Annotated in this window: 38 protein-coding genes; 36 read left to right on the forward strand and 2 right to left on the reverse strand. The window is 69.7% G+C overall.

Annotation, left to right across the window (positions count from 1 at the left end; translation table 11 throughout):
* Positions 1 to 2 precede the first annotated feature (2 nt).
* The 6 genes from OIE75_RS29560 (at position 3) to OIE75_RS29585 (ending at position 5,744) form a co-directional block, all read left to right on the forward strand.
* Positions 3 to 1,349, forward strand: a complete 1,347-nt coding sequence (locus OIE75_RS29560; protein ID WP_329472703.1) for a hypothetical protein — start codon at positions 3 to 5, stop codon at positions 1,347 to 1,349.
* Positions 1,346 to 3,358 (forward strand): hypothetical protein, encoded by a 2,013-nt coding sequence (locus OIE75_RS29565; RefSeq protein WP_329472704.1) that lies wholly within the window; start codon positions 1,346 to 1,348, stop codon positions 3,356 to 3,358. Before OIE75_RS29560 ends, OIE75_RS29565 begins: the two co-directional genes overlap by 4 nt.
* A 205-nt stretch (positions 3,359 to 3,563) precedes the next feature.
* Positions 3,564 to 4,340 carry a hypothetical protein gene (locus OIE75_RS29570; RefSeq protein ID WP_329472705.1) on the forward strand — a complete coding sequence of 259 codons (777 nt, stop codon included), beginning with the start codon at positions 3,564 to 3,566 and terminating at the stop codon, positions 4,338 to 4,340.
* A gap of 17 nt (positions 4,341 to 4,357) precedes the next feature.
* Positions 4,358 to 4,540 carry a hypothetical protein gene (locus OIE75_RS29575; protein WP_329472706.1) on the forward strand — a complete coding sequence of 61 codons (183 nt, stop codon included), beginning with the start codon at positions 4,358 to 4,360 and terminating at the stop codon, positions 4,538 to 4,540.
* Positions 4,541 to 4,549: 9 nt separating this feature from the next.
* A complete protein-coding gene (locus OIE75_RS29580; RefSeq protein ID WP_329472707.1) occupies positions 4,550 to 5,008 on the forward strand; it encodes a hypothetical protein in 459 nt (152 codons plus the stop codon).
* Between the two features lie 361 nt (positions 5,009 to 5,369).
* On the forward strand, positions 5,370 to 5,744 hold the full coding sequence (locus OIE75_RS29585; protein ID WP_329472708.1) for a hypothetical protein: 375 nt from the start codon (positions 5,370 to 5,372) through the stop codon (positions 5,742 to 5,744).
* A 50-nt stretch (positions 5,745 to 5,794) separates the two neighbouring features.
* On the opposite strand, the gene OIE75_RS29590 is transcribed toward OIE75_RS29585, so the two are convergent.
* A complete protein-coding gene (locus tag OIE75_RS29590) occupies positions 5,795 to 6,184 on the reverse strand; it encodes a DUF6221 family protein (protein ID WP_329472709.1) in 390 nt (129 codons plus the stop codon).
* Positions 6,177 to 6,473 (reverse strand): hypothetical protein, encoded by a 297-nt coding sequence (locus OIE75_RS29595; protein WP_329472710.1) that lies wholly within the window; start codon positions 6,471 to 6,473, stop codon positions 6,177 to 6,179. The genes OIE75_RS29590 and OIE75_RS29595 overlap by 8 nt, the downstream gene beginning before the upstream one ends.
* Positions 6,474 to 6,594: 121 nt before the next feature.
* Between OIE75_RS29595 and OIE75_RS29600 the strand changes: the two genes are divergently transcribed.
* From OIE75_RS29600 to OIE75_RS29745, 30 genes are all read left to right on the forward strand, one after another.
* Positions 6,595 to 6,933: a hypothetical protein gene (locus OIE75_RS29600; RefSeq protein WP_329472711.1), complete on the forward strand. Its 339-nt coding sequence runs from the start codon at positions 6,595 to 6,597 to the stop codon at positions 6,931 to 6,933.
* An 18-nt stretch (positions 6,934 to 6,951) separates the two neighbouring features.
* On the forward strand, positions 6,952 to 7,080 hold the full coding sequence (locus tag OIE75_RS29605) for a hypothetical protein (RefSeq protein ID WP_329472712.1): 129 nt from the start codon (positions 6,952 to 6,954) through the stop codon (positions 7,078 to 7,080).
* 33 nt (positions 7,081 to 7,113) lie between these two features.
* Positions 7,114 to 7,293, forward strand: a complete 180-nt coding sequence (locus OIE75_RS29610; RefSeq protein WP_329472713.1) for a hypothetical protein — start codon at positions 7,114 to 7,116, stop codon at positions 7,291 to 7,293.
* Positions 7,294 to 7,359: 66 nt separating this feature from the next.
* Positions 7,360 to 7,704, forward strand: coding sequence for a ParB/Srx family N-terminal domain-containing protein (locus OIE75_RS29615; protein ID WP_329472714.1), 345 nt, complete (start codon positions 7,360 to 7,362; stop codon positions 7,702 to 7,704).
* Between the two features lie 38 nt (positions 7,705 to 7,742).
* Positions 7,743 to 7,898 carry a hypothetical protein gene (locus OIE75_RS29620; protein ID WP_329472715.1) on the forward strand — a complete coding sequence of 52 codons (156 nt, stop codon included), beginning with the start codon at positions 7,743 to 7,745 and terminating at the stop codon, positions 7,896 to 7,898.
* On the forward strand, positions 7,895 to 8,059 hold the full coding sequence (locus tag OIE75_RS29625; RefSeq protein WP_329472716.1) for a hypothetical protein: 165 nt from the start codon (positions 7,895 to 7,897) through the stop codon (positions 8,057 to 8,059). The genes OIE75_RS29620 and OIE75_RS29625 overlap by 4 nt, the downstream gene beginning before the upstream one ends.
* A gap of 83 nt (positions 8,060 to 8,142) precedes the next feature.
* Positions 8,143 to 8,556 (forward strand): hypothetical protein, encoded by a 414-nt coding sequence (locus OIE75_RS29630; protein WP_329472717.1) that lies wholly within the window; start codon positions 8,143 to 8,145, stop codon positions 8,554 to 8,556.
* 26 nt (positions 8,557 to 8,582) lie between these two features.
* Positions 8,583 to 8,825, forward strand: a complete 243-nt coding sequence (locus OIE75_RS29635) for a hypothetical protein (RefSeq protein WP_329472718.1) — start codon at positions 8,583 to 8,585, stop codon at positions 8,823 to 8,825.
* On the forward strand, positions 8,822 to 9,115 hold the full coding sequence (locus OIE75_RS29640; protein WP_329472719.1) for a hypothetical protein: 294 nt from the start codon (positions 8,822 to 8,824) through the stop codon (positions 9,113 to 9,115). Before OIE75_RS29635 ends, OIE75_RS29640 begins: the two co-directional genes overlap by 4 nt.
* Positions 9,112 to 9,237 carry a hypothetical protein gene (locus OIE75_RS29645; RefSeq protein WP_329472720.1) on the forward strand — a complete coding sequence of 42 codons (126 nt, stop codon included), beginning with the start codon at positions 9,112 to 9,114 and terminating at the stop codon, positions 9,235 to 9,237. Before OIE75_RS29640 ends, OIE75_RS29645 begins: the two co-directional genes overlap by 4 nt.
* Positions 9,237 to 9,422 (forward strand): hypothetical protein, encoded by a 186-nt coding sequence (locus OIE75_RS29650; RefSeq protein ID WP_329472721.1) that lies wholly within the window; start codon positions 9,237 to 9,239, stop codon positions 9,420 to 9,422. The genes OIE75_RS29645 and OIE75_RS29650 overlap by 1 nt, the downstream gene beginning before the upstream one ends.
* Positions 9,419 to 9,712 carry a hypothetical protein gene (locus tag OIE75_RS29655; RefSeq protein ID WP_329472722.1) on the forward strand — a complete coding sequence of 98 codons (294 nt, stop codon included), beginning with the start codon at positions 9,419 to 9,421 and terminating at the stop codon, positions 9,710 to 9,712. The genes OIE75_RS29650 and OIE75_RS29655 overlap by 4 nt, the downstream gene beginning before the upstream one ends.
* Positions 9,709 to 10,290: a class I SAM-dependent methyltransferase gene (locus OIE75_RS29660; RefSeq protein WP_329472723.1), complete on the forward strand. Its 582-nt coding sequence runs from the start codon at positions 9,709 to 9,711 to the stop codon at positions 10,288 to 10,290. Before OIE75_RS29655 ends, OIE75_RS29660 begins: the two co-directional genes overlap by 4 nt.
* Positions 10,287 to 10,520: a hypothetical protein gene (locus OIE75_RS29665; protein ID WP_329472724.1), complete on the forward strand. Its 234-nt coding sequence runs from the start codon at positions 10,287 to 10,289 to the stop codon at positions 10,518 to 10,520. Before OIE75_RS29660 ends, OIE75_RS29665 begins: the two co-directional genes overlap by 4 nt.
* Positions 10,521 to 10,531: 11 nt before the next feature.
* On the forward strand, positions 10,532 to 10,762 hold the full coding sequence (locus OIE75_RS29670; protein ID WP_329472725.1) for a hypothetical protein: 231 nt from the start codon (positions 10,532 to 10,534) through the stop codon (positions 10,760 to 10,762).
* Between the two features lie 493 nt (positions 10,763 to 11,255).
* A complete protein-coding gene (locus tag OIE75_RS29675) occupies positions 11,256 to 11,396 on the forward strand; it encodes a hypothetical protein (protein ID WP_329472726.1) in 141 nt (46 codons plus the stop codon).
* Positions 11,397 to 11,543: 147 nt separating this feature from the next.
* Positions 11,544 to 12,266, forward strand: a complete 723-nt coding sequence (locus tag OIE75_RS29680) for a hypothetical protein (RefSeq protein ID WP_329472727.1) — start codon at positions 11,544 to 11,546, stop codon at positions 12,264 to 12,266.
* 235 nt (positions 12,267 to 12,501) lie between these two features.
* Entirely contained in the window at positions 12,502 to 12,693 is a 192-nt protein-coding gene (locus tag OIE75_RS29685) for a hypothetical protein (RefSeq protein ID WP_329472728.1), read from the forward strand.
* The gene (locus OIE75_RS29690; protein WP_329472729.1) at positions 12,690 to 13,469 is read left to right on the forward strand and encodes a tRNA(His) guanylyltransferase Thg1 family protein; all 780 of its coding nucleotides are present in this window, start codon (positions 12,690 to 12,692) and stop codon (positions 13,467 to 13,469) included. Before OIE75_RS29685 ends, OIE75_RS29690 begins: the two co-directional genes overlap by 4 nt.
* A 123-nt stretch (positions 13,470 to 13,592) precedes the next feature.
* Positions 13,593 to 13,838 carry a DNA-binding protein gene (locus OIE75_RS29695; protein ID WP_329472730.1) on the forward strand — a complete coding sequence of 82 codons (246 nt, stop codon included), beginning with the start codon at positions 13,593 to 13,595 and terminating at the stop codon, positions 13,836 to 13,838.
* Between the two features lie 256 nt (positions 13,839 to 14,094).
* Positions 14,095 to 14,493, forward strand: a complete 399-nt coding sequence (locus OIE75_RS29700) for a phage tail fiber protein (RefSeq protein ID WP_329472731.1) — start codon at positions 14,095 to 14,097, stop codon at positions 14,491 to 14,493.
* 19 nt (positions 14,494 to 14,512) lie between these two features.
* Positions 14,513 to 15,745: a hypothetical protein gene (locus OIE75_RS29705; protein WP_329472732.1), complete on the forward strand. Its 1,233-nt coding sequence runs from the start codon at positions 14,513 to 14,515 to the stop codon at positions 15,743 to 15,745.
* Positions 15,739 to 16,029 carry a hypothetical protein gene (locus tag OIE75_RS29710; RefSeq protein ID WP_329472733.1) on the forward strand — a complete coding sequence of 97 codons (291 nt, stop codon included), beginning with the start codon at positions 15,739 to 15,741 and terminating at the stop codon, positions 16,027 to 16,029. Before OIE75_RS29705 ends, OIE75_RS29710 begins: the two co-directional genes overlap by 7 nt.
* Before the next feature lie 520 nt (positions 16,030 to 16,549).
* Positions 16,550 to 17,038: a phage tail fiber protein gene (locus OIE75_RS29715; RefSeq protein WP_329472734.1), complete on the forward strand. Its 489-nt coding sequence runs from the start codon at positions 16,550 to 16,552 to the stop codon at positions 17,036 to 17,038.
* Positions 17,039 to 17,050: 12 nt separating this feature from the next.
* Positions 17,051 to 17,887: a hypothetical protein gene (locus OIE75_RS29720; protein WP_329472735.1), complete on the forward strand. Its 837-nt coding sequence runs from the start codon at positions 17,051 to 17,053 to the stop codon at positions 17,885 to 17,887.
* The gene (locus OIE75_RS29725) at positions 17,878 to 18,177 is read left to right on the forward strand and encodes a hypothetical protein (RefSeq protein ID WP_329472736.1); all 300 of its coding nucleotides are present in this window, start codon (positions 17,878 to 17,880) and stop codon (positions 18,175 to 18,177) included. Before OIE75_RS29720 ends, OIE75_RS29725 begins: the two co-directional genes overlap by 10 nt.
* A 10-nt stretch (positions 18,178 to 18,187) precedes the next feature.
* On the forward strand, positions 18,188 to 18,727 hold the full coding sequence (locus tag OIE75_RS29730) for a class I SAM-dependent methyltransferase (RefSeq protein ID WP_329472737.1): 540 nt from the start codon (positions 18,188 to 18,190) through the stop codon (positions 18,725 to 18,727).
* A complete protein-coding gene (locus tag OIE75_RS29735; protein WP_329472739.1) occupies positions 18,720 to 18,911 on the forward strand; it encodes a hypothetical protein in 192 nt (63 codons plus the stop codon). Before OIE75_RS29730 ends, OIE75_RS29735 begins: the two co-directional genes overlap by 8 nt.
* Positions 18,912 to 18,985: 74 nt before the next feature.
* A complete protein-coding gene (locus tag OIE75_RS29740) occupies positions 18,986 to 19,210 on the forward strand; it encodes a hypothetical protein (protein ID WP_329472740.1) in 225 nt (74 codons plus the stop codon).
* Positions 19,207 to 19,560: a hypothetical protein gene (locus OIE75_RS29745; protein ID WP_329472741.1), complete on the forward strand. Its 354-nt coding sequence runs from the start codon at positions 19,207 to 19,209 to the stop codon at positions 19,558 to 19,560. Before OIE75_RS29740 ends, OIE75_RS29745 begins: the two co-directional genes overlap by 4 nt.
* Positions 19,561 to 19,578: the final 18 nt, after the last annotated feature.

Here is a 19,578-nt window from a genome sequence, read left to right on the forward strand (position 1 = left end):
TCATGACCGCCGCGCCCGTCGAGAAGCAGGTCAACGGCCACGCGAGGCCGCCCATGCCCGTACTCGGGGAGTGGCAGGCCCTCACAGCCGACCCCGCCGAGGAACAGAGCAGCCCCCAGCCCGATCCGGGTGCCGACCAGGACATCGCCCGAGCCAAGGCTTGGGCCGAGGCGGAGGAGCGCCGCCTCGCCGCCGAGGCGCGGCGGGAAGCCGAGTTGAAGCTGGCCGACGCCGAGGCCGACGCCATTCGGGTCAAGGCGGAGGAAGACGCCCGCAAGCAGCGTCTCGCCAACGATCGCGCCGAGCGGAAGGCCGCCGAAGAGCAGGCCGCGTCCGAGGCGCGGATCGCCGAGCACAACCGGCGCCGAGACGAAGCCGACCGGTCCCGCGAGCGCGCCGCCCGCGAAGACCAGGAGCAGCAGCAGGCCGAGGTAGCCAAGGCTGGCGATATTGAGAAGTCGAGCACCCGGTGGCGTCGGGTCGCTAAGGGCTTCTACGCCCTCTGCGCTGCGGTCGCCCTGCCCGTGCAGATGACGGCCTTCTACAAGCCGGACGCCGAGTACCTGCTCGTCGCACCCGTGTTCATCGAAGTGATCGCCCTCGTCGCCCTCGTCGGCGCCGCCGCAGCGGTCACCGCCGGCCGCCCGCACTGGCACTACCGGCTCGTCGCGTGGATCGGCGCGCTCACCGCAGCCAGCATCAACATCGTCCACGGGCTCGCCGAGTACGACCCGGCCACCGCCTTCGGCACCGCGCTCGCCTCCATCGCCGGCCCCGGCATGTGGGACCTCCACGAGCACGGCCGGATCCGCAAGCGCGACGGGAAGCCGTCCTGGCGCCAGCGAAGGAAGCAGCGGAAGGCCGAGAAGGAAGAGGCCGCCGCGAAGATCGAAGCGGAGCTGCGAGAGACGGAGCGTCTGGCCTACTTCGAGAAGGCCGAACGCGACGCCGCGCAGAGGCTCGACCAGATCCGTGCCGACGAGTTCCCCGAGGTTCACCGGCACGCGTGGAGGCTCGCTGCAGACCTCGGCAAGACCGACATGACGGAGGCGATCTGGCGTCAGGCCAAGCTCGACGTCGAGGGTGCCCCGCCCGGTGAATCCGCCGAGGTTCTTCGCATGCGGAACGCGGCCGAGATGAGGGTCGAAGCCGCCCGCCAGAAGCGCCCCGTAAACGGATCATCACAGCAGGTCGCATCGCAAGTGCTCGGGCCCAAGCAGCGCCGCGTCTACAACCCGCCGGCCCGCCCCGGAAGGCGAACCAAGGGTGACACCCCGAAGCAGTCCGCAGGCGCCCGACGCCAAGCCTCCATCGCCGCCAAGAACGCCCGCCAGAAGGACGCGTCATGAGCCTCGATCAGCACCCCGAGTTCCCGGCCGACTGGGACACGTCGAAGGTCATCCCCGGCAGCCTCGTCGTCCCCGATGACCTGTCCGGCGAGGACGTCGACGACATCGCGCCCGGCATTGTCGTCCCCTACGAGCCGCGCACCCCCGTGCTGCGCGCCACCGGCTCGGCCGCCATGACCGCCGCCGCCGTCACCGGCCGCGCCTGCGGGCTCACGGCCCGCTGGTTCTTCACCGGCAGCCGTGCCGTCGGCTTCCTCGGCTGGCGGTACGTCCGCGCCCACGACCTTCAGGAAACCCTCGGCGGCATGACCAAGGGCGCCGACTGGAACAAGGTCGACATCGTCCGCAAGAAGCGGTGGCGGTTCCTCGGCTGGACCGCCGCGGCCACCGCCGGCCTGAACTTGGCCGGCTGGTGGGCGCTCGTCAAGTTCGGCGGCATGACCGCCGTCGACTGGTCGTGGAAGATCCCGCCCGCGCTCACCGCGGCGATCGCGTTCGCCGCCGTCACCGGGTACGGCCGCTACCGCGCCAACCGGCCCGACATCGCCCCGCAGATGCTCATCGCCGAGCAGGACAACCCGAACTCGGACGAGCCCTACCCGCTGACCCTGTGCACCTCGCCCAGCATGGTCGAGGACTGCGTGTCCCGGGCCCTCGCTTGGGAAGGCGTCGGCACCCGTGCCGTGCGCGCCCTCGGCTACCGCAGCTGGGGATGGGAGATCGACGTCATCCTGCAAGGCTCCACGCCCGGCAAGGTCAACACTGCCGCCGACCAGCTGGACTCCCACTTCAACATCAAGCGGGGCGGCACCCTCATCGACCCCGACCCGCAGCAGTCCGCGCACCTGGTGCTGCGCCTCGTCACCGCCAACCCGTTCAACGACATGCCGCGGCCCGCCGTGAACGCCCCGAACAGCCTGGACATCGCCGACCCGCACAACTTCGGCCGCTGCATGGACGGCAGCCCCCTCGACCTGGTCTTGGAGGGCCTGCGGATCCTCGCGATCGGCGTGTCCGGGTCGGCGAAGACCACCGGTGTCCTCCGGGACCTGGCCGAGGTCATCACCGCCTGCCACAACGCCATCGCCATCGAAATGGACCCGATCAAGGATGGGCTCCGCGAGTTCGAAGGCGCCATGGCCGTGCCGCCGATCCGCGGGAACAAGGCGTGCGAGACGTGGCTGGCGCACATGGTGAAGATGGCCAGCGGCCGGAACGCGGTCCGGCACCGGCAGGGAATGGGCGACACCTGGCAGGCCTCCCGCGACTACCCGGCGATCTTCGTGTTCGTTGACGAGTTCATCTTCCTCAGCCAGAAGGCCAAGGAGTCGTTCATCGAACTCCTGCGTATCGGCAAGCAGTCTGGGATCTATCCGATCGCCGCCGGCCAGGACGCCACCAGCGAGAGCATGGGTGACGCGATCGCCGACACGTTCACGCTGCGGATCATGCTGGCGGCGCGACACGCCGACATCCCGCTGGTCCTCGGCTCGGGCGCGATCAACGCGGGCTTCCGGCCCGACCGGCTCATCCCCGCCCAGAACCGGCAGCTGAAGAACGACGCCGGCCAGTCCTACATCAAGGGCCCCGGCCTCGACCGGCCGCTGCTGTACGGGTGGAACGAGCACAGCAGCGAGGCGATCAAGCAGGCGGTTGCCGACCGGAAGGCAGCGGGCCGGCCGTGGTTCGACCGGGACACTCTGGCCGCCGCCGGACTCCTGCACCTCGCCGACGGCGGCGCGACCCGCGGGCCTATCCCGGGGGACCGGCAGATCGTTGTCGATGCGATCGCAGTCATGGCCGAGGCCGAGGTCGACCGGATGAAGACCGAGACGCTCGCCGATGCTCTCGCCGGCTACGACCAGGGCACCTATGAAGGGCTGACGGCGGCCGAGCTGCGGAAGCTGCTCAAGGACGCCGGGGCCGGGTCGCCGGTGACGTTGGGCTACCTCAACGGCGAGAACAATCCGCGCGGCTTCAAGCTCGAAGCGCTGACCGTATTGACCTAGAAAATCCCCTGCTCAACACCTGCTCAGCGCTGCTCAGCCGCAGGTCAGAGCCGCTCAACCCTCTGCTCAACCAACTGCTCAACAAGATCGTGAGCAGGCGTTGAGCAGCACCCTGAGCGGCCCTGACCTGCAACGGAGCACCCGTGAGCACCGCTTGAGCACCTGACAAACCCCTACAAACCGATCACCCGTCCGAGGAGTCCCCATGCCGCCCGCGAAGCGCAAGCTGGCCCCCCGCAGCGCCGGATCGAAGGCCCGGCGCACCTCCGCCCGCAAGCACCCCGCCCGACGCGTCAAGATCCCCAAGTCGGGCCCCATACACGCCCGGATCGGCGCCCGCATGGTCCTCTTCGCCGTATCCCACCTCGACACCCACGGCGACGTCGTCCGCTCCCGCCAAGACGCCGCCATCCTCCGCGCCACCCACCAAGGCTGCCCCACCTGCCACGGCAACGGCCAGATCTTCACCAAGGACAAGAAGACCGGCGCCTTCAGCGGCTCCAAGCCCTGCCCCGCCAAACCCACCAAGCAGCGCGTCTCCAAGTGGGAGATCTACAAAGCCTCCCGGTTCGGGCCCGACAAGAACACCGGCCTCATCGGCTGGGCCTGCCCCTGCGGCAAGAAGGAGAAGCCCCGCTACCGCGACGCCAAGGAAGCCACCAAAGCCCTCCGCGCCCACGAGAGCAAGAAGCACGGCGGCAAGTCCGTCGGCGGCGCCTGGTACGCCCAAGCCAATGAAGCCGCAGCTCAGCCCGCCGTGCAGAAGCCGGCCGCCGTCTCTAAGGCTGTCACCGACTCCGGCATGACCGACGAACAGTGGATCAAGCAGAACAAGCCGATCGACCCCGCCAAGGCCATCGCCGCCGGAAAGTGCTGGCAGTGCAACGGCAAGGGCCAGCTGTACAGCGCCTTCGGCGGCCAGCAACTCGTCGTCGTCTGCGGCGAATGCCGCGGCAAAGGATCCGCCCCCAAAGCCGCCTAACCCCATCAGGAGACCTCATGGCCCGCACCTACCACTGGACCGCGCAGGTCAGCGACGGCAAGCACCACGACGGCGAAAGCGCCGGCACCGTCCGCGCTAGCTCCGAAGCCGAAGCCCGCGCCGCCGTCGCCAACTGGGTCCGCGAAGACGGCGCCCGCAAGAACCGCACCTGGACCGCCACCCGCATCGAACTCGCCTAGGAGACCCTCATGTCCGAGCACGTCGCACCGATGAGCGAGGAGGTCGCTACTGAGACCGCCCGAGAGATCATGGCCACCGCCTTCCGTGACCCCACCCCCGTCCCGGCATTCGGCAGCACCCCGCCCGTGCCGCAGCCCGACTCCCGCCGCGTACCCGCCTGGGCCACCGGAATCGCCGTCGCCTCCATCGGTGTCGGTGCCGGCGCCGTCGGCCTGGGCTGCGCCGTGTGGCTGGCCGCGAAAGGCCTGGCCGCGATCACCCTGACCGGCGTCCTGGCCGCTCTCTCCCCGTTCGTCGGCGTCTCCCTGCTTGTGCTCGCGATCGGCGCGGCCGTGGCCAGGGCCAGTCGTGCCAGCACCACGAACGTCTACAAGGGCTCCGTGTCCGTCTCCAACAAGACGGAGATCAACAGCACCGTGCGCGGCGCGTTCGCCCGCAACCGCAACACGGTGAAGAAGACCCGGTGAACCCCGGGCCGGCCTGTCGGTCTGCGCGACCGTTAGCTGGCCACGGCAGGGCCCCGGCCATCCGCGGCCGGGGCCGTCGCCGCGGGCGTGGGTACAGCCCGGGCCATCCACCTGCCGTCGGTCAGGTACCGCGGCATCATCACCGGCTGGAAGCCCGCGTCCACCAGCCGGGCCAAGCCCTCAACGCACTCGTCCTCTGTCGCTGCCTGGACGCTGACCCGGATCGCCATACCCGCAGTGTGCCGGGTGCCGCGGGGGAGTGGCGGGGGTTCCGCCGATTCGGGTCACAGGTCGGCCGCTTCACCTTCACGCCGATGGTTGCGGCGGCCATCATTCACCCACGTCATCCCTGGGGGGATCCATGTACCAGCAGCAGTATCCGCCGCCCCGCAACGTCAACGCGATCATCATCGGGGTTGCGGTCGCCCTCATCGCCGCGATCATCACCGCCGGGCTCATCGTCGCCGACAACCGCGACGACAAGCGGAGCGGTCGGCAGGCGTGCAAGGAGGCGCTCGCCGAGGTGTACGCGCTCGGCGTCGAAGAGAGCCTCGCCGACCAGGAATCGGAAGACCGGAAGCCGCCGCCGGCCTGCCTGTTTCTCGACACCGACGAGGTCATGGCGATCACCGGCGAGATCATGCAGGAATACCTCGACAGTCCCGAAGCCGACAAGGCGTTCGAGGACGCCATGAGGAAATCCCTCGAATCCGCCTGGCCCAGCGAGACGCCGTAACACCGAAGGCCCCGCCCGGATAGCTCCGGTGCGGGGCCTTCGACGTGCGGTCACGGGCGCCACGCCTCCCGGTAGCCGGGCCGGTCCGCGTACACGGAGGCGTGAGCCTGGAGGCAGTAGAGCAACCCGGCCCTCATGGCATCCGCGCCGTTTCCAGCGCCGCCTTCCCAAAGTTGGTGTGCCTGCTCGTAGCGAGCAATGACCTGCCGCTTGGCGTCGATCTCGCGCAGCACCCGCGCCGGGTTGTGGACGGCGATGTGCTCGGCGACCAACCAGTTCAGCCCATCAGCGACCAGGCGCAGGTCGGGGAAGGTGTTCACCTGGCACGGCTTCGTTGGGTCGACGGCGCCACCGATGTACCAAGGTCCGGGAGGCGCCTCCCGCGCGATCCGCTCGTCCTCGTCGAGTTGCTCGCGCAGCCACTGAACCAGATCAGACATCCTGCGCCTCCCCAGCCTGCGCCTTCTTGAGTCGTTCGGCGCGGTCGCGATAGCGCTCGTCGGGTTCGACGCCCGCGTCCCGGGCCATCTTGCGGACGTGGGCGCCGGTCCAGCCGGACGCTTTGGCGACCTCGGTGGGCTTGAGGTGGCCTTCGCGGAGGGCGGCGAGGACGAGTTCGCGGAGTTCGTCACTGGATTTCTTGAGGCGGTCGGCGTCGCGCTGTCGGCGGCTGCCAGCTGCGGTGATCTCTTCGAGGGTGGGCGGCTCGTCGGCGGGGGTCGGCTTCATGGCATCAATCTATCGCAAGGGACTTGCGGTGCCTATGCCTCATGGGTACTGTCTGAGGTGTCGCCAGCGCAACACATGATCGCTAGTAAGTTGTGATCACGCTAGGCGGAGGGGGACCCGCATGATCCGCTCGAACCGCGCCCGCCGCGCCGCACTGAAGGCCCGGAGCCGCACCACCCGCGCCGCCGCCCGCATCGCTCGCCGTGGCACCGGCACCCTCGCCTCGCACGCCATCGCTCAGGGTCTCGCCCCGCGTGACGCCCGCAGCATGGTCGGCACACTCCGCAAGGTCGCCGCCAAGTTGGGGATCACCGGCATCCCGGGCCGTATCCACCGCGGCCAGCGGATGCGGGACTGCACCCGCTACACGCCGATGCAGGTCGGAGTGATCTGCCTCGCCTACCGGCCGCGCCGGCTGGAGTTCAAGCTCGCCGCCGCCCGACTCGCTCTCGCCGCCTGACCTGATCAAGGAGTCGTCATGGGTTTCATCGCCGAGTTCGCCGACTGGGCCCGCACCGGCGAAGCGCAGGTCGCCGCGGTTGTCGCGGTCGCCGTCATGGCCGTCACCGAAACCGCCCGCCGGGCTGTCCGCCGCGCCCGCCGCTGAACCTCGCCACCCGCCACTACCTGGGAGACCGCCATGACCCGCCAGACCGCCGCTCCGCTGCCCACCGCCCCGGACGCTCTCGCCGACCGGATCCTGGCCGCCGGTGACGCCGGCCTTCTCACCGCGCTCACCGCCCAGATCGGCGGCCGGGAGGCCCGCTACCTCCTCGCCGAGGCGCACAGCATCGTCGCCGACCGACTCTGGAACAGCTGACCCCACCCACACCGGGACGGCAGCCCTCCGGCTGCCGCCCCGCCTGTGCCACTTAAGGAGCCCCTAATGCTCGGCATCATCGCTGTCGCGGACGTCCTCGACATGCTGACCCCGGACGACGATGACACCCCGGACTGCCTGTACGTCCGGGACGTTCTGCCCCACAAGCGCACGTCCGAGCATTACGCCGACCTGCTGGACGAGATCCGAGCGGACGGCATCGCCCTCCCCATCATGATCCGCACCCTCAACGGCCGGCCGTGGCTGGTCGACGGCCACCACCGTGTCGCCGCCGCCCTCGACGCTGGCCTCACGCACCTCGTGTGGTCCGACCTGCCGCTCGAGATCGAGGACCACCAGTTCAACTACGCGATGCGCGACGACTGGCGACCTTACCGGCCCGCCACCTGAGAGAAATTCCCCCGCGAACTCGCCGCCTAGGAGACCAGATGCCCGCTGACGACCCTGCCGAGATCCGCCGAACGCTCAACCACTGGAACGCGGCCCGCCACGGCTGGTCCCGCTTCCAGGCCAGCAACCGGCGTGCCGCAGAACGCATCGCCCGCCGCCACCCCGACACCGACCCGGAGGACAACCAGTCATGAGCACCCGTATCGACGTCGAGATCACCGTGTCCGCGGACGGCATCACCGAGTGGGACCTGGGCGAGTTGGAGGCCTCGCTGCAGGACGCGTCCTCCGCGTGGAAGGCCGACGTCACCGTCACCAGCCGCCGCGAGTACGACACCGACGGACGCCAGCCGTGATCACCCGCCCGTCCCTGTCAGTGCGGGATGCAGTGGCCCTCTCGCCGCCGCCCGCCTCGCACTGGCTGCGTAAGGAGCCCCCGATGCCTGAGCCCGTCGCCTTCCACCGGGTGATCGTCCGCACGCCCAGCGTGGACATGTTCCCCGGCTGCCGGATGGCCATCCCCCCGGCCGACGCGTTCGACCCGGCCGCCGTCCGGATCATCCCCGTCGCCGAGGTTCGGGCCGGCGACACGATCGTCGGCACGATCCAGCCCCACTACGGGCCGCTCCTCGAAGTCCTCGACCGGGCCCAGTGGGTCTGCTGGACCTCCCACAAGGTGAAGCCGCAGTCGGCTGACGCCCACCCGTTCGACCCCGCGCACTGCTACCTGTGCATCCACAACTTCCGGAATGCCGGGCGGGACCGGTCGTGCTGGACCGTCGACGGCTGCACCACTTACCAGCCCGACACGCTGCTCCTGGTCGTGCCCCGCGAACTCGGCGGCCCCCAGTGATCGCCCGCCCGACGTCCCCGGTTCCGGTGCCGGATGCGGTGGCGCTGCTCGCCGGCCGCCACCTTCCGGCACCGGTCCGGGCGGCGGTCGCCGACGCCGCGGAGGCGGCCCGCCTCTACGCCGCCTGCCGAGGCCCGCAGTACGCCGAAGCCCGGCAGCTGCTCGAAGCCCGACTCCGTGCCGCGTCCAAGGTGCTGGCCGCCCACAATCCGGGGCTCACCGTGCGGTGGGCCAACATCCCAACCCTGATCACGAAGGAGGAGCGATGAGCGCACAGATCACCACCCGCGTCCGCTCGCACATGGTCAACCTGGGCGTCGAAGGCGCCCCGGCCGTCGACAACCGGTGGGGCAGCGGATCGATCCGCCCCACACAGGTCCAGATCACCTACTGGTACGACACCGGCACCGGCGAGCCCGACACGGTTGTCCGCCTCTTCGGGACCTGGATCCGCGAGACCGGCGAAGCGACCGACCACGTCATCGATGTGATGTACGACCGGGGCCGCCGCAACTGGCCCGAGTGGCTCGTCGGCCTGGTCAACGCCAACAAGCCGTGACCGCCCCGCCACCCACCCCGCCGCTGGTGGAGCCGGGTCCTCCCGGCGACTGGTGGGACGAAACCCCCGCCCAAGCAGCCGCCGCCGACCGACGCTACTGGACCGACCGAGACGAGGACTGATGAACGAAGACGAGAGGCGGATCGCATCGCTGCGAGCCGAACTCAGCGACCGTGCCGCCGAGAACCGGGAACTCCGCCGAGAGATGGCTCGCGCCGGCCGCTACATCGACAACGGCGACATCGGATCAGCGAAGAACCTCCTGCAACGCCTCTCCCTCAGCGCCAGCGAGGGGCGGACCCCGTGACCCGCCGACTGTCCGTCAAAGCCGCCCGCGCGATCCTGGACGCCGCCGAAATCGTGAAGGCGCCCGACTGGTCGGAGACCCACCGCTGGCATGTCGTGTCCGACGGGCGGACGCTCGTCGTCATCGAACCCTCCTATGGCGGCGCGTCACGCACCGGCCGTAACGGATGGAACTGGTGGCTCGCCGAAGGGTCCCGCAGCCGGCACCAACCCGAACCCACCCGGCAAGCCGCCGCAGCAAGAGGACTCGCCGCCTGGCAGCGATGGGCCACCAGCAAGGAGACGCCGTGAACGAACCGTCCGCGGCCGTCGACCGCTGGGACCGCCACTATGCCGAGGCAGGCCCCGATCGCCCCCGCGGCAACCCGTGGCGCCTCGTCGACGCCGCCGAAATCCAGGCCCTCGCCGTCCACGCCACACCCTCCCAAGCCGGCGAGCGCGCCCTCGATGTCGGATGCGGCGTCGGAGACCTCACCGCCACCCTCCACCAGCTCGGCTACCAAGCCGACGGCGTAGACCTCTCCCCAACCGCCATCAACCAAGCCCGCACCCACCACCCCGAGTGCCAGTTCGCATGCACGGACATCAGCAGCCTCCCAGACGGCCCGGCCTACACCCTGATCGTCACCCGGCTCGTGTTCCCATTCATCGACCAGGCAGCGTTCCTGGACCAGACCCGCCGCCTCCTCACCGGCAGGGGACGGCTCCTCGTCCTCGACTACCTGGCCACCGACCTTCGCGCCCAAGCCCGCGGCATCGGCCTCACCGACCAACACCTTGCCGCGCTCACCGCCTGGTCCTCCCACATCACCCGATACACCAGCCAGAGTTTGCGCGGCTGGCTGGGCACACCCAAGGAGGCGCCGTGAACGACACCGAACCCCGCACCGAGCCCGCATTCGAGATCGACTGCCAGCGGTACACCGTGGGTGACCGGGTGCGGTTCCCGAACGCTGGGATGCCCTCGAACCAGGATCGCGTCTACGAGATCACCGAAGCGGGCACCGGCGGGATCACCGCCGCAGTCGACGGATGCACCTACCAGCTCAGCCGAGGCGACATCGCCGCCATCGGCATCACGCACACAGACCAGAAGTGAGGGAGCCGACCATGAGCATCTCGCCCGTGACGGAGGCTGGCCGCGTCGTGCAGGAAGAACTGATCCTGTTGCCCGCGTGGGATGCGGACCGCGTGCGCGACTACCTGAGCAACGCCATCGCGCGCGGCGACGCTGAGGCGGTCCGCAAAGAAGGCAACACGTGGTCCGGGACCATCGCCCTGAGCCTCTTCCGCCTCGCCGACGCCATCGATCAGACCGCCGACCGCGCCACCGAGAAGTGACCGCCCGCCGAGGGCCCGCACCAGACCAGTGCGGGCCCTCACGCATGTAGTGATCCGTCACGCTTTGGCTACACCGTGGCCACACCGCCTTCACCAGGAGGATGATGCCCATCCCACACACCCACAGGGGGAACCATGCTCTTCAACCGAGACCCTGAGAAAGCCGAAGAGAAGGCCGCACGCAAAGCCGAGAAGAAGCAGCAGCGAGACGAAGCGGCAGCACAACGGGCCAGCGAGAAGGAAGCCCTCAAAGAGTGGCGCCGCAGCCACCCCGCCGAACAGACCATGAACACAGCCGCCATGATGAAAATGTGGCCCTCCTCCAAGATGGGCGTCACCCCCGCTCGGGCCCATCAAGGGCGGCTCCGCCGAGTTCTTCAACGCCGGAGCCCACAAAGCCTGGACGGCTACACGGCTCATCGCCGGCGTCGCCACCGCAGGCGTCACCGCCGCGGCAACAGGCAGGAAGAACAAGGGCGCCGCAGTCATCAACGTGACCTTCGGCAACGGGGCCGCGCAGACGTACACGGTCAAGCCCGAGCCGTCCTACCTGAAGGCGGCCAACCAGTACGTGACCGCGTTCAACGCGCTGGCCGCGCAGCTCGCTGAAGAAGGCGAGGCTTCACAGAGCTGAGCGCGGCAGCATCCCGGCCCGGCCCCCCTCAACGGGCGCCGGGCCTACGCGCGCCCGTGCCACAGTGCCATTGGCGTCGACTGTCAACCCTGTAGTGCACCATTGGCTCAAGCGTCACCCTGCTTCCCGCGCCATGAGGAGCCTGCCGTGTACGACAACCCCACCACCGACCTCGACGGTTACGACTGGCCCGTCTGTGTCGCCCCGAACTGTGGCCGTCAGCTTTGGGCCAATGAGGTTGGGCGGCTCGCCTGCCGCCCCTGCGAAGATCAGACCGGCCAGCGGATAGCCGGACTGCCCGCCCTGTTCCGCCAGCTCGACACCACGGCGATGCTGATGCGGGGCGCGCGCCGGCCAGGCGGATCCGGGGGCACCGGCAGCAAGACGCCGCCGATCCCGCCCCGGCTGGAAGTCCTCGCGTTGGTCGGGCCTGGCGGAGTGGCCGCTCGGTTGTCGGCGATCGAGGACGCGTGGCGGGCCGCGCTCGGCTGGACCGTCGCCCCGTGGCGTGGCAGCCCGGCGCAGGCGATGCCGCACCTGATCGGCTTCCTGGCCAACAACCTCCTGTGGGCCTGCTCGTCCTACGAGGAGGTCGGCCAGGATATTGACGACCTGCGGCGTCTGCACGCCGAGTGCAAGACGCTCGTCGACGGTGACCGTCGCCCCGGCCGAGTCAAGATCGGCCTGTGCCCGGTACGCGTCGACGACGGCCACTGCGGGACGCCGTTGACCGCGACTGCCGCCAGCCACCGCGTCCGATGCGGCGCATGCGGGGCCCGGTGGGAGACGCTGGGGGAGTGGCGGGACCTCCGCGCCGCACAGGATGCTGTCCTCGCGGACCAGACTGAGCAGGCGGGAGCGGCGGCATGAGGATCACGGAGCGAATCAGGGCCGGTGCCGAACGCGCGCTGGCAGCCGAGATGGAGCGCGTGAGTCGAGCCCTGGAGAGGCAGGCACCTGCCCCGGACAACACCGCGCCTCCACTCGATGAGCTGGAGCGGATCCTTGCGGACCTTCGCAGGCGGAACGCGCCAAGGCGGCGCGTCTTCCTCAAGAGCACGGAATGACCGCCCCGCGGCCGCATGCGGCGGACAGTCTGCCGATCGTGACCGCGAACGACGGGCAGCCGTACCTGTCGTGCGAAGCCGTGACGATCCTCCTGCGGGCCATCGCCGACTCCTGCCGCACCCTTGCCGACGACCCCGACTGCGACCTCCACACCGCCGGGGCCGCCATCGACATCGAAGCCGACGCCCTCGAATTCCGCGCCATCGCAGCCACTCGGGAGACCACGTGAGCGACACGACCGCCCTCGGGGACCGCATGAAGGGCTACGAGGCCGTCCACCGGGCCGTGCTGCCGCGTCGCACCTACACGATCCTTCGCCTGGACGGCCGCGCCTTCCACACCTACCTGCGAGGCGCCGGCAAGCCGTTCGACATGCCGTTCATCGCCGACATGGCCGCCGTCGCCGAAGCACTCTGCGAAGAGATCGGCGGCGCCGTCTTCGCCTACCACCAGTCCGACGAGATCAGCATCCTGCTCACCGACTTCGCCACCCCCGGGACTCAGCCCTGGTTCGGTGGTGTCGTCGCCAAGCAGCTCAGCGTGTCCGCCTCCTTCGCCACCGCCGTCTTCAATGAGCGGCGCCCCGGTAAGCGGGCCCTGTTCGACGCGCGCGTCTTCACCATCAGCGACCCCGTCGAAGTCGCCAACTACTTCCTGTGGCGGCAGCGCGACGCCGTCCGCAACAGCATCAGCATGGCCGCCCAAGCCCACTTCTCCCACAAGCGGCTCCACGGCGTCACCAGCAGTGGCATGCAGGAACTGCTCTGGTCCGAGGCAGGCGTCAACTGGAACGACTACCCCGCCCAATGCAAGCGCGGCCAGACCACCACCCGCCAGACCGGGGAACGGCCCGTCGAGTACGTCGACAAGCGGACCGACGAGACCGTGCGCACCACGGCCGTCCGCTCCTGGTGGGAGACCAGCCCCGCCGCTCACTTCACCACGGAACCCGACGGCTGGCTCGCCGAGACGATTCCGTCGCTCCCGACCTTGCGCGCCGCATAATGCTGTTTCAGCAACAGGGCTTGCCACGTGATCAGCGCTGAGCGTATGGTGTGCTCCAATCGATCTCGCTGTGTCTGGAGGGCCGCTACAGGCGGCCCTCACGTGCGTTCCGGGGGTGATCCGATGCCCCCGCAGCTCGTCACCGAAGACCTCGCCGTCTACTGGACCGGCCGCCCCGCCAACACCATCCGCCGCTGGGCAGCCGAAGGACGGCTCACCCGCCACGGCGACCGAGCACGCCGCCGCAACGGCGTCCTCTACGACCTCGCCGAACTCCCCGAAGCCCGCCGCGACCCCGACACCCGTGAACTGCTCCAACCCGGCCCCACCCCACCGATCATCGACTCGGCGCCGTTACTCGCCGCCTGATCTCCCTGCGTGACGGCTCCCGCAGGGTTGGGCCTTGCAGCGCCCCCAGCGCTCGGCCCCCATGTCCGCCCGGCCTCTGTGGGGTGGCCGGGCGGACAACAACCTCGTCCCGCCGCCCGATGACCCCCCGTCCAGGCGGCGGGACACCCCCAACCATCCTGGAGGCGACCGTGCCCGACGAATACCTGCTGCGGCTCGAAGCCTCCGGCGAAGTCACCCCCGCACCCCAGCCCGAACCCGAGCCTGAGGAGGAGCAGTGACCGCAGGACTCGCACCCTCCCTCGTCTCCGGCTGGCTCAACACACTGCGCAGCGCAGGCACCGCCTACAGCCCGGTCGCCGGAACGTTCGCCCAACTCCACACCGGAGACCCCGGCGCCGCAGGCACCGGCAACGTGTCCGCCAGCTCCACCACCCGGAACAGCTTCACCTTCGCCGCCTCCACGTCCGGGTCGGCGCTCGCGCTCAGCGCCGCGCCCGCCGCGTGGACCAACGGGGGCACCTCCGAGACCCTCACCCACATCTCCGTGTGGACCGCGGCCAGCGGCGGCAGTTTCCTGTTCTCCGTCGCCCTCACCGCATCCAAGGCGTGGGCGTCCGGGGACCAGTTCACCCTCACCAGCCTGGGCGCGAGCCTCAGCCCGCAGTCCTCCTGACCGCCGGGAGGCGTCGGCCGTGACGACGTACCTCGCCCAGGCCAACACCGGCGCCGACACACTCGCCTCCACCCGCACCGTCACCAAACCCGCCGGAGTCACCGCCGGAGCCGTCGGCGTGTTCTGGCTCGTCCGCTGGCACGAGAGCGGATCGTTCCCCGCCGTCACCCCGCCAGCCGGGGCCGTACTCCGTGGCACGATCACAACGACCAGCATGCAAACCCAGTGCTACCTGCACCGGGTCGCAGCCGAGACGTCGTTCGCCTACACGTGGACAAGCGGACGCTGGTCGACCCTGGCCGCCGTCTGGTTTGCCGGCGTCGACCCGGCCGTCGACCTCGCTTCGGTCCCGTTCCAGTCGGCGACCGGCAGCGGCACCGCCATCGGCGCCCTCACCGTCACCAGCGACATCGACAGCGCACTCGCCTGGCACGTCAACACCATCGACACCTCCGGCGTCACCCACAACCCGCCCGCAGGGTTCACCGAAGTCGCCGACGCGTCACCGGCCGCATCCGCCTACCGCATCGCTGTGGCCAGCGGCAGCCAGACCGCCGACGGCGGCACCGCCAGCCCAACTTCAAACTGGGCTGCTGGCCTCGTCGCTCTCCCACCCGCACCCGCCGCAGGCGCCACCGGCGACGCGAACCTCACCGCCACCGCAGCACTCGCAGCCGGCGGAACCCGCGGTGTGCAGGGCACGACAGGGCTTGCGGCGACCGCCGCTCTGGCAGGTAGCGGACTCCGCAGCGCTACAGCCGGCGCCGGGCTCGCAGCATCAGCCGACCGGACGGCAGCCGGGGTCCGCGGCGCCGCCACCGGGGCAGGCCTCGACGCGGCGGCCGTCCTCGACGCCGACGGCGCAGTCGCCTCCCACCAGGCCGGCGACGCCGTGCTCGACGTCCACGCCGGCCTCACGTCATCCGGGCAGCGGGCCACGACCGCCAGCACCGGGCTCGCTGGAGCGGCAGCGCTCACGGCCGAAGGAAGCGCCGGACGCGCAGGACACGCCGCGCTCGCCGCCACCGCGGGCCTCACGGCGGCCGGCGCACACGGCGCCACCGCGGGCGCGAGTCTCGCCGCAACCGCCGTCCTCACGGCCAGAGGCGTGTCGTCCGGCAGCAGCCCCGACGACGTCGACGTCACCGTCGGCGCCCCCTACAGCCACTGGACGGCAAGCGCACCCCGGCCATCGGCGTGGACGGCCGCCCCGCCCCGGGCTGACAACTGGAGGGTGGGTGCACCGTGGTGATCCCCGCTTCCTCCACCGAATACCTGCACGTCCCCGTCACCGCCCCCGCAGGCACCAGCCTCGCCGGGGCGCCAGTGCAGATCGCGGTCGTGGCGCACGGCGACAACCCCGACGGCGACGAATGGCACACCGCCGAATGGGCCGAAGGCGCCGCCCGCATCCTCATCGGCCCCGACGGCGGGGCTCTCGCCCTCGACCCGGGCCGCTACCGGGTGTGGATCACCTTCGACCCGCCCGGCGCCGAAAACATCGTCCGGCTGTCCGGCAGCCTCACCATCAGCTAGCGCGACGGACTGGTGGAATGCGGTTCGGCGCCTCGGCTCTGGTGATGTTCCGAAGTCCCGTTGCGTGCCGGTCGACGATCCAGCGTCCGACGCCGAGACGTCTGGCAATGCTGAGATGTCTTTCTCCTGCTTTTAGGCCTTCTTCGATCTGGGCGTCGATTTCAGGAGTTGTGGCCAGCGGGCGCCCCCGTGGAAGGTTCTTCCGCTTAAGGTCGCCCATGTTGTCTGCGTGGGTGCCGAGGAACCAGTGTCTGGGGTTATGACACCAGCCGTGGTCGCAGGTGTGGCACACATGCAGTTCGCCAGGCGGCTGGCCGTTCGCTATCTCCCAGCCGACTCGCGTGGCAATACGGGTCTTGCCCTTCCAGCGGAACGCTCCACGGTCCACCGTCGCGTAGGCCCCGGTCCAGGGCCAACAGTCGTCGGGCCCACGCTTGTCGACCTTCTCGTGGTACCGCTGTTCTGGAGTCCTCCTGGGTGCTGATGCTGTCGGATCTCCGAATCGGTACCACCGGAGATAGTGCGCCTTGCACCAACCTCGAACCTTTGCTTCTCTCGTGCAGTTCTCGACAGAACACATGACTGCATTTTATTCGATAACACGCCCGAGAAGGTGGTGTTTTCCATTAGCGATAACCTTTCCAACACGGGCGAGAACCGCACCGTCGACTGGCTCTTCGGTACGTCGACCACCGCCCCCACCCTGCCGCTGAAAATGGCGCTCGTCACCGCAGCAGGCAACGACGCCACCGCGGGCACCGAAGTCGTCGGCGGCTCCTACGCCCGCAAGAACATCTCCGTCGCCGCCGCCGTCAACGGGGCTGTCACCAACAGTGCGGACCTGTCCTTTACCGGCATGCCCGCCTGCACCGTCGTCGGCTGGGAAATCTGGGACTCCGCCGGCACACCCGTCCGCTGGTCCTACGGCCCGTTCGACGCGTCCAAGACGGTCGCGGCCGGAGACGAACTCAAGGTGGCCGCCGGGGCGTGGAGCTTCAGCGCAAGCTGATCGGAGACGCGGATGCCGCTCCTCACGGCCCTCCAGGACAATTTCAACGACGGAATCATCTCGGCGAACTGGGGCGACTCCTACGGCGGCGTCACCGAAACCGGCGGCCAGGCCCGCGTCCCACTCGTCGCCGGGGCCTACGCCGGCTACCAGACCGGCCGCGCCTGGACACTCGCCGGGGCCAGCATCTTTCTGAAACTCGCCGTGCGGCCCGCAGCGTCCACCGGAACCGACGTGTCGCAGAATTTCATGGTCACCTCGGCGACCGCCGGGACGGCGATCGGGTTCAAGTACAACGCGGTCACGGCGAAACTCAGGATGCAGGCCAACGTCGCCTACTACGACGGCGCCGCCGTGGAGATCACCTACGATCCGGTGGCGCACCTGTGGCTGCGGCTCCGCGAGGACGGCACCAACGTCTACTGGGACACCTCGCCGAACGGGTCCACGTGGACCAACCGCAGGACGCTCGCCACCCCCGCCTGGATCCCCGCAGCCGTCGACACCTGCGCTCTCGACCTGTTCTGCTACCGCGACGCCGGAGTCACCGACTACGGGGCCTACGACAACGTCAACACCCTGTCCGACGGCGCCGTCGCCACCGCCACCGGCAGCGGCACCATGACCACCACGGCCACCGGCACCGCCCGGCGCATCGCCACCGTCACCGGCACAGGCGCCGCCGACACCGACAGCTCGGTCACCGCCCTCGCCGTCTACAACGCGGCCGGGCACGGCAGCGTCGACACCGATGCCACCGCCACCGCAGGCGGCACCGACCACAACGACATCGACTTCACCCTCGGACGGCCATACAGCGGATGGGTGGTGAGCCGGCCGTGGAGATAGCCGCCACCAGCACCGAGTACGTGCGGGTCACAGCGGTCAGCGCCGTCGGAGGCAGCCCCGTCAGCCCCTCCGCCCCGCCCCAGTTCGCATTCCAGCCCACGTCGGCGACGGGGAATCCGTCAGTCGAAGACTGGTGGACGGGGGAGTGGGCCAGCCCGCACGCCCGCATCCTGATCGGCCCCAACGGCGGCACCACAAGCCTGGAGCCGGGTGAGTACCGGGTGTGGCTGACCTGGACCGCCGGACTCGAAGCACCCGTCTACCGCACCGGAACGATCACCGTCTACTAGGAGACCCGCCATGCCCACATCCGACGCTGAGGGCAAGGACTGGTCCCTCGACTGGTTCCGCTACCACCTACCCAACACCGTCACCGACGTCGGGCCCGGCGAGGGGACTTACGCCAGGCTGTTCCGGCCCGTGCACGAGGGCGTGTGGTGGACCGGCATCGAGATCTTCAAGCCGAACGTGAGCAAGTACAAGCTGCGCTCCACGAAGACCCGGCGGATGTACGACGAGATCCACATCGAAGACGTCCGCGAGTCCGAGGACCACCTCTTCCACCGCGACCTTGTCCTGTACGGCGACGTGCTCGAGCACCTGCCGCGCGAGGACGCCGTCGCCCTCCTGGAGCGCACCGTGGCCGCAGGGGCCTGGAACATCCTCGTCTCCGTGCCGATCGTCGACTCCCCGCAGGGTGAGGTCGACGGCAACCCGCACGAAGCCCACCTCCACCAGTGGGACCCCGACGACATGGACGCCGTCATGGGCAGACTCGGTGGACGAGTCGAGACCATGCGGGGGTCGACACTCGGGGTCTGGTGGTGGAACCGTGGCTGAGGGGATCTTCAGCTTCGAACTCGCCGGACTCGGCAGCGAACCGACCCCCGAGAACGCCCTGCACTACGGGCGTCTCCTGGCGCAGCGCGGGGAAGCGCGAGTACCCGACGATGCACAGCCCGTCATCACCCGCGTCGCGGACGACCCGGACTGGTGGCGGATCGAACTGCCCTACACCACCTGACCCCACGGAAGGCCCGCGCCATGGCTTCCCCTGTCCCTGACCTGCCCTTGTGGGCATGGAATCTGATCATCGCAATGCAGCAGCACGAAGAACTGCACGGCAGCAGCGACCACTGCCTCAACGGTGTCCTCCACGCCGTCCCGCCCGAAGTTCGACAGCAGGCCGAAGCGATCAGCGGCTACGTGAAGAAGGCCAGCGGCCAGCAGATCGCCGACAAAGCAGCCAAGACGTGGGGCGAACTCATGGACGCCTTCTTCGGCGGCGGCAAGCCGGAGGCCGGAACGGAGGCGACGACGTGAACGACTACCTGCCCGCCGTTCTCGCCTGGCTGGCTGCCCTCGCTGGCATGGTCCTCGTCTGGCGCGGGCGCCGCGAGGACAAGCCCCACCCCAACCCCGCCCTCGCCAAGACCGACCAACCGCAGGCGGCCGTCATCGAGATCATCGAGAAGGGCCGGGCCACCGACAACACCACCGGCGGCAGCGTCATCATCCCCAATGATGTGCGAATCAACGGCCAGTCGCTGCTCGCGCCGCGCGACTCCCCGGTCATCGTCCACGAGATCAAGACCGACCCCGACGAGATCCTCAACGTCACCCTCACCCTGTTCGCCCGCCGCGTCGTCATCGCAGCCGAAGAGGACCTCTAACCCCACCCCGGAGCCCGC

It is taken from the genome of Streptomyces sp. NBC_01723 (assembly GCF_036246005.1).
In the GTDB taxonomy this organism is placed as follows: domain Bacteria; phylum Actinomycetota; class Actinomycetes; order Streptomycetales; family Streptomycetaceae; genus Streptomyces.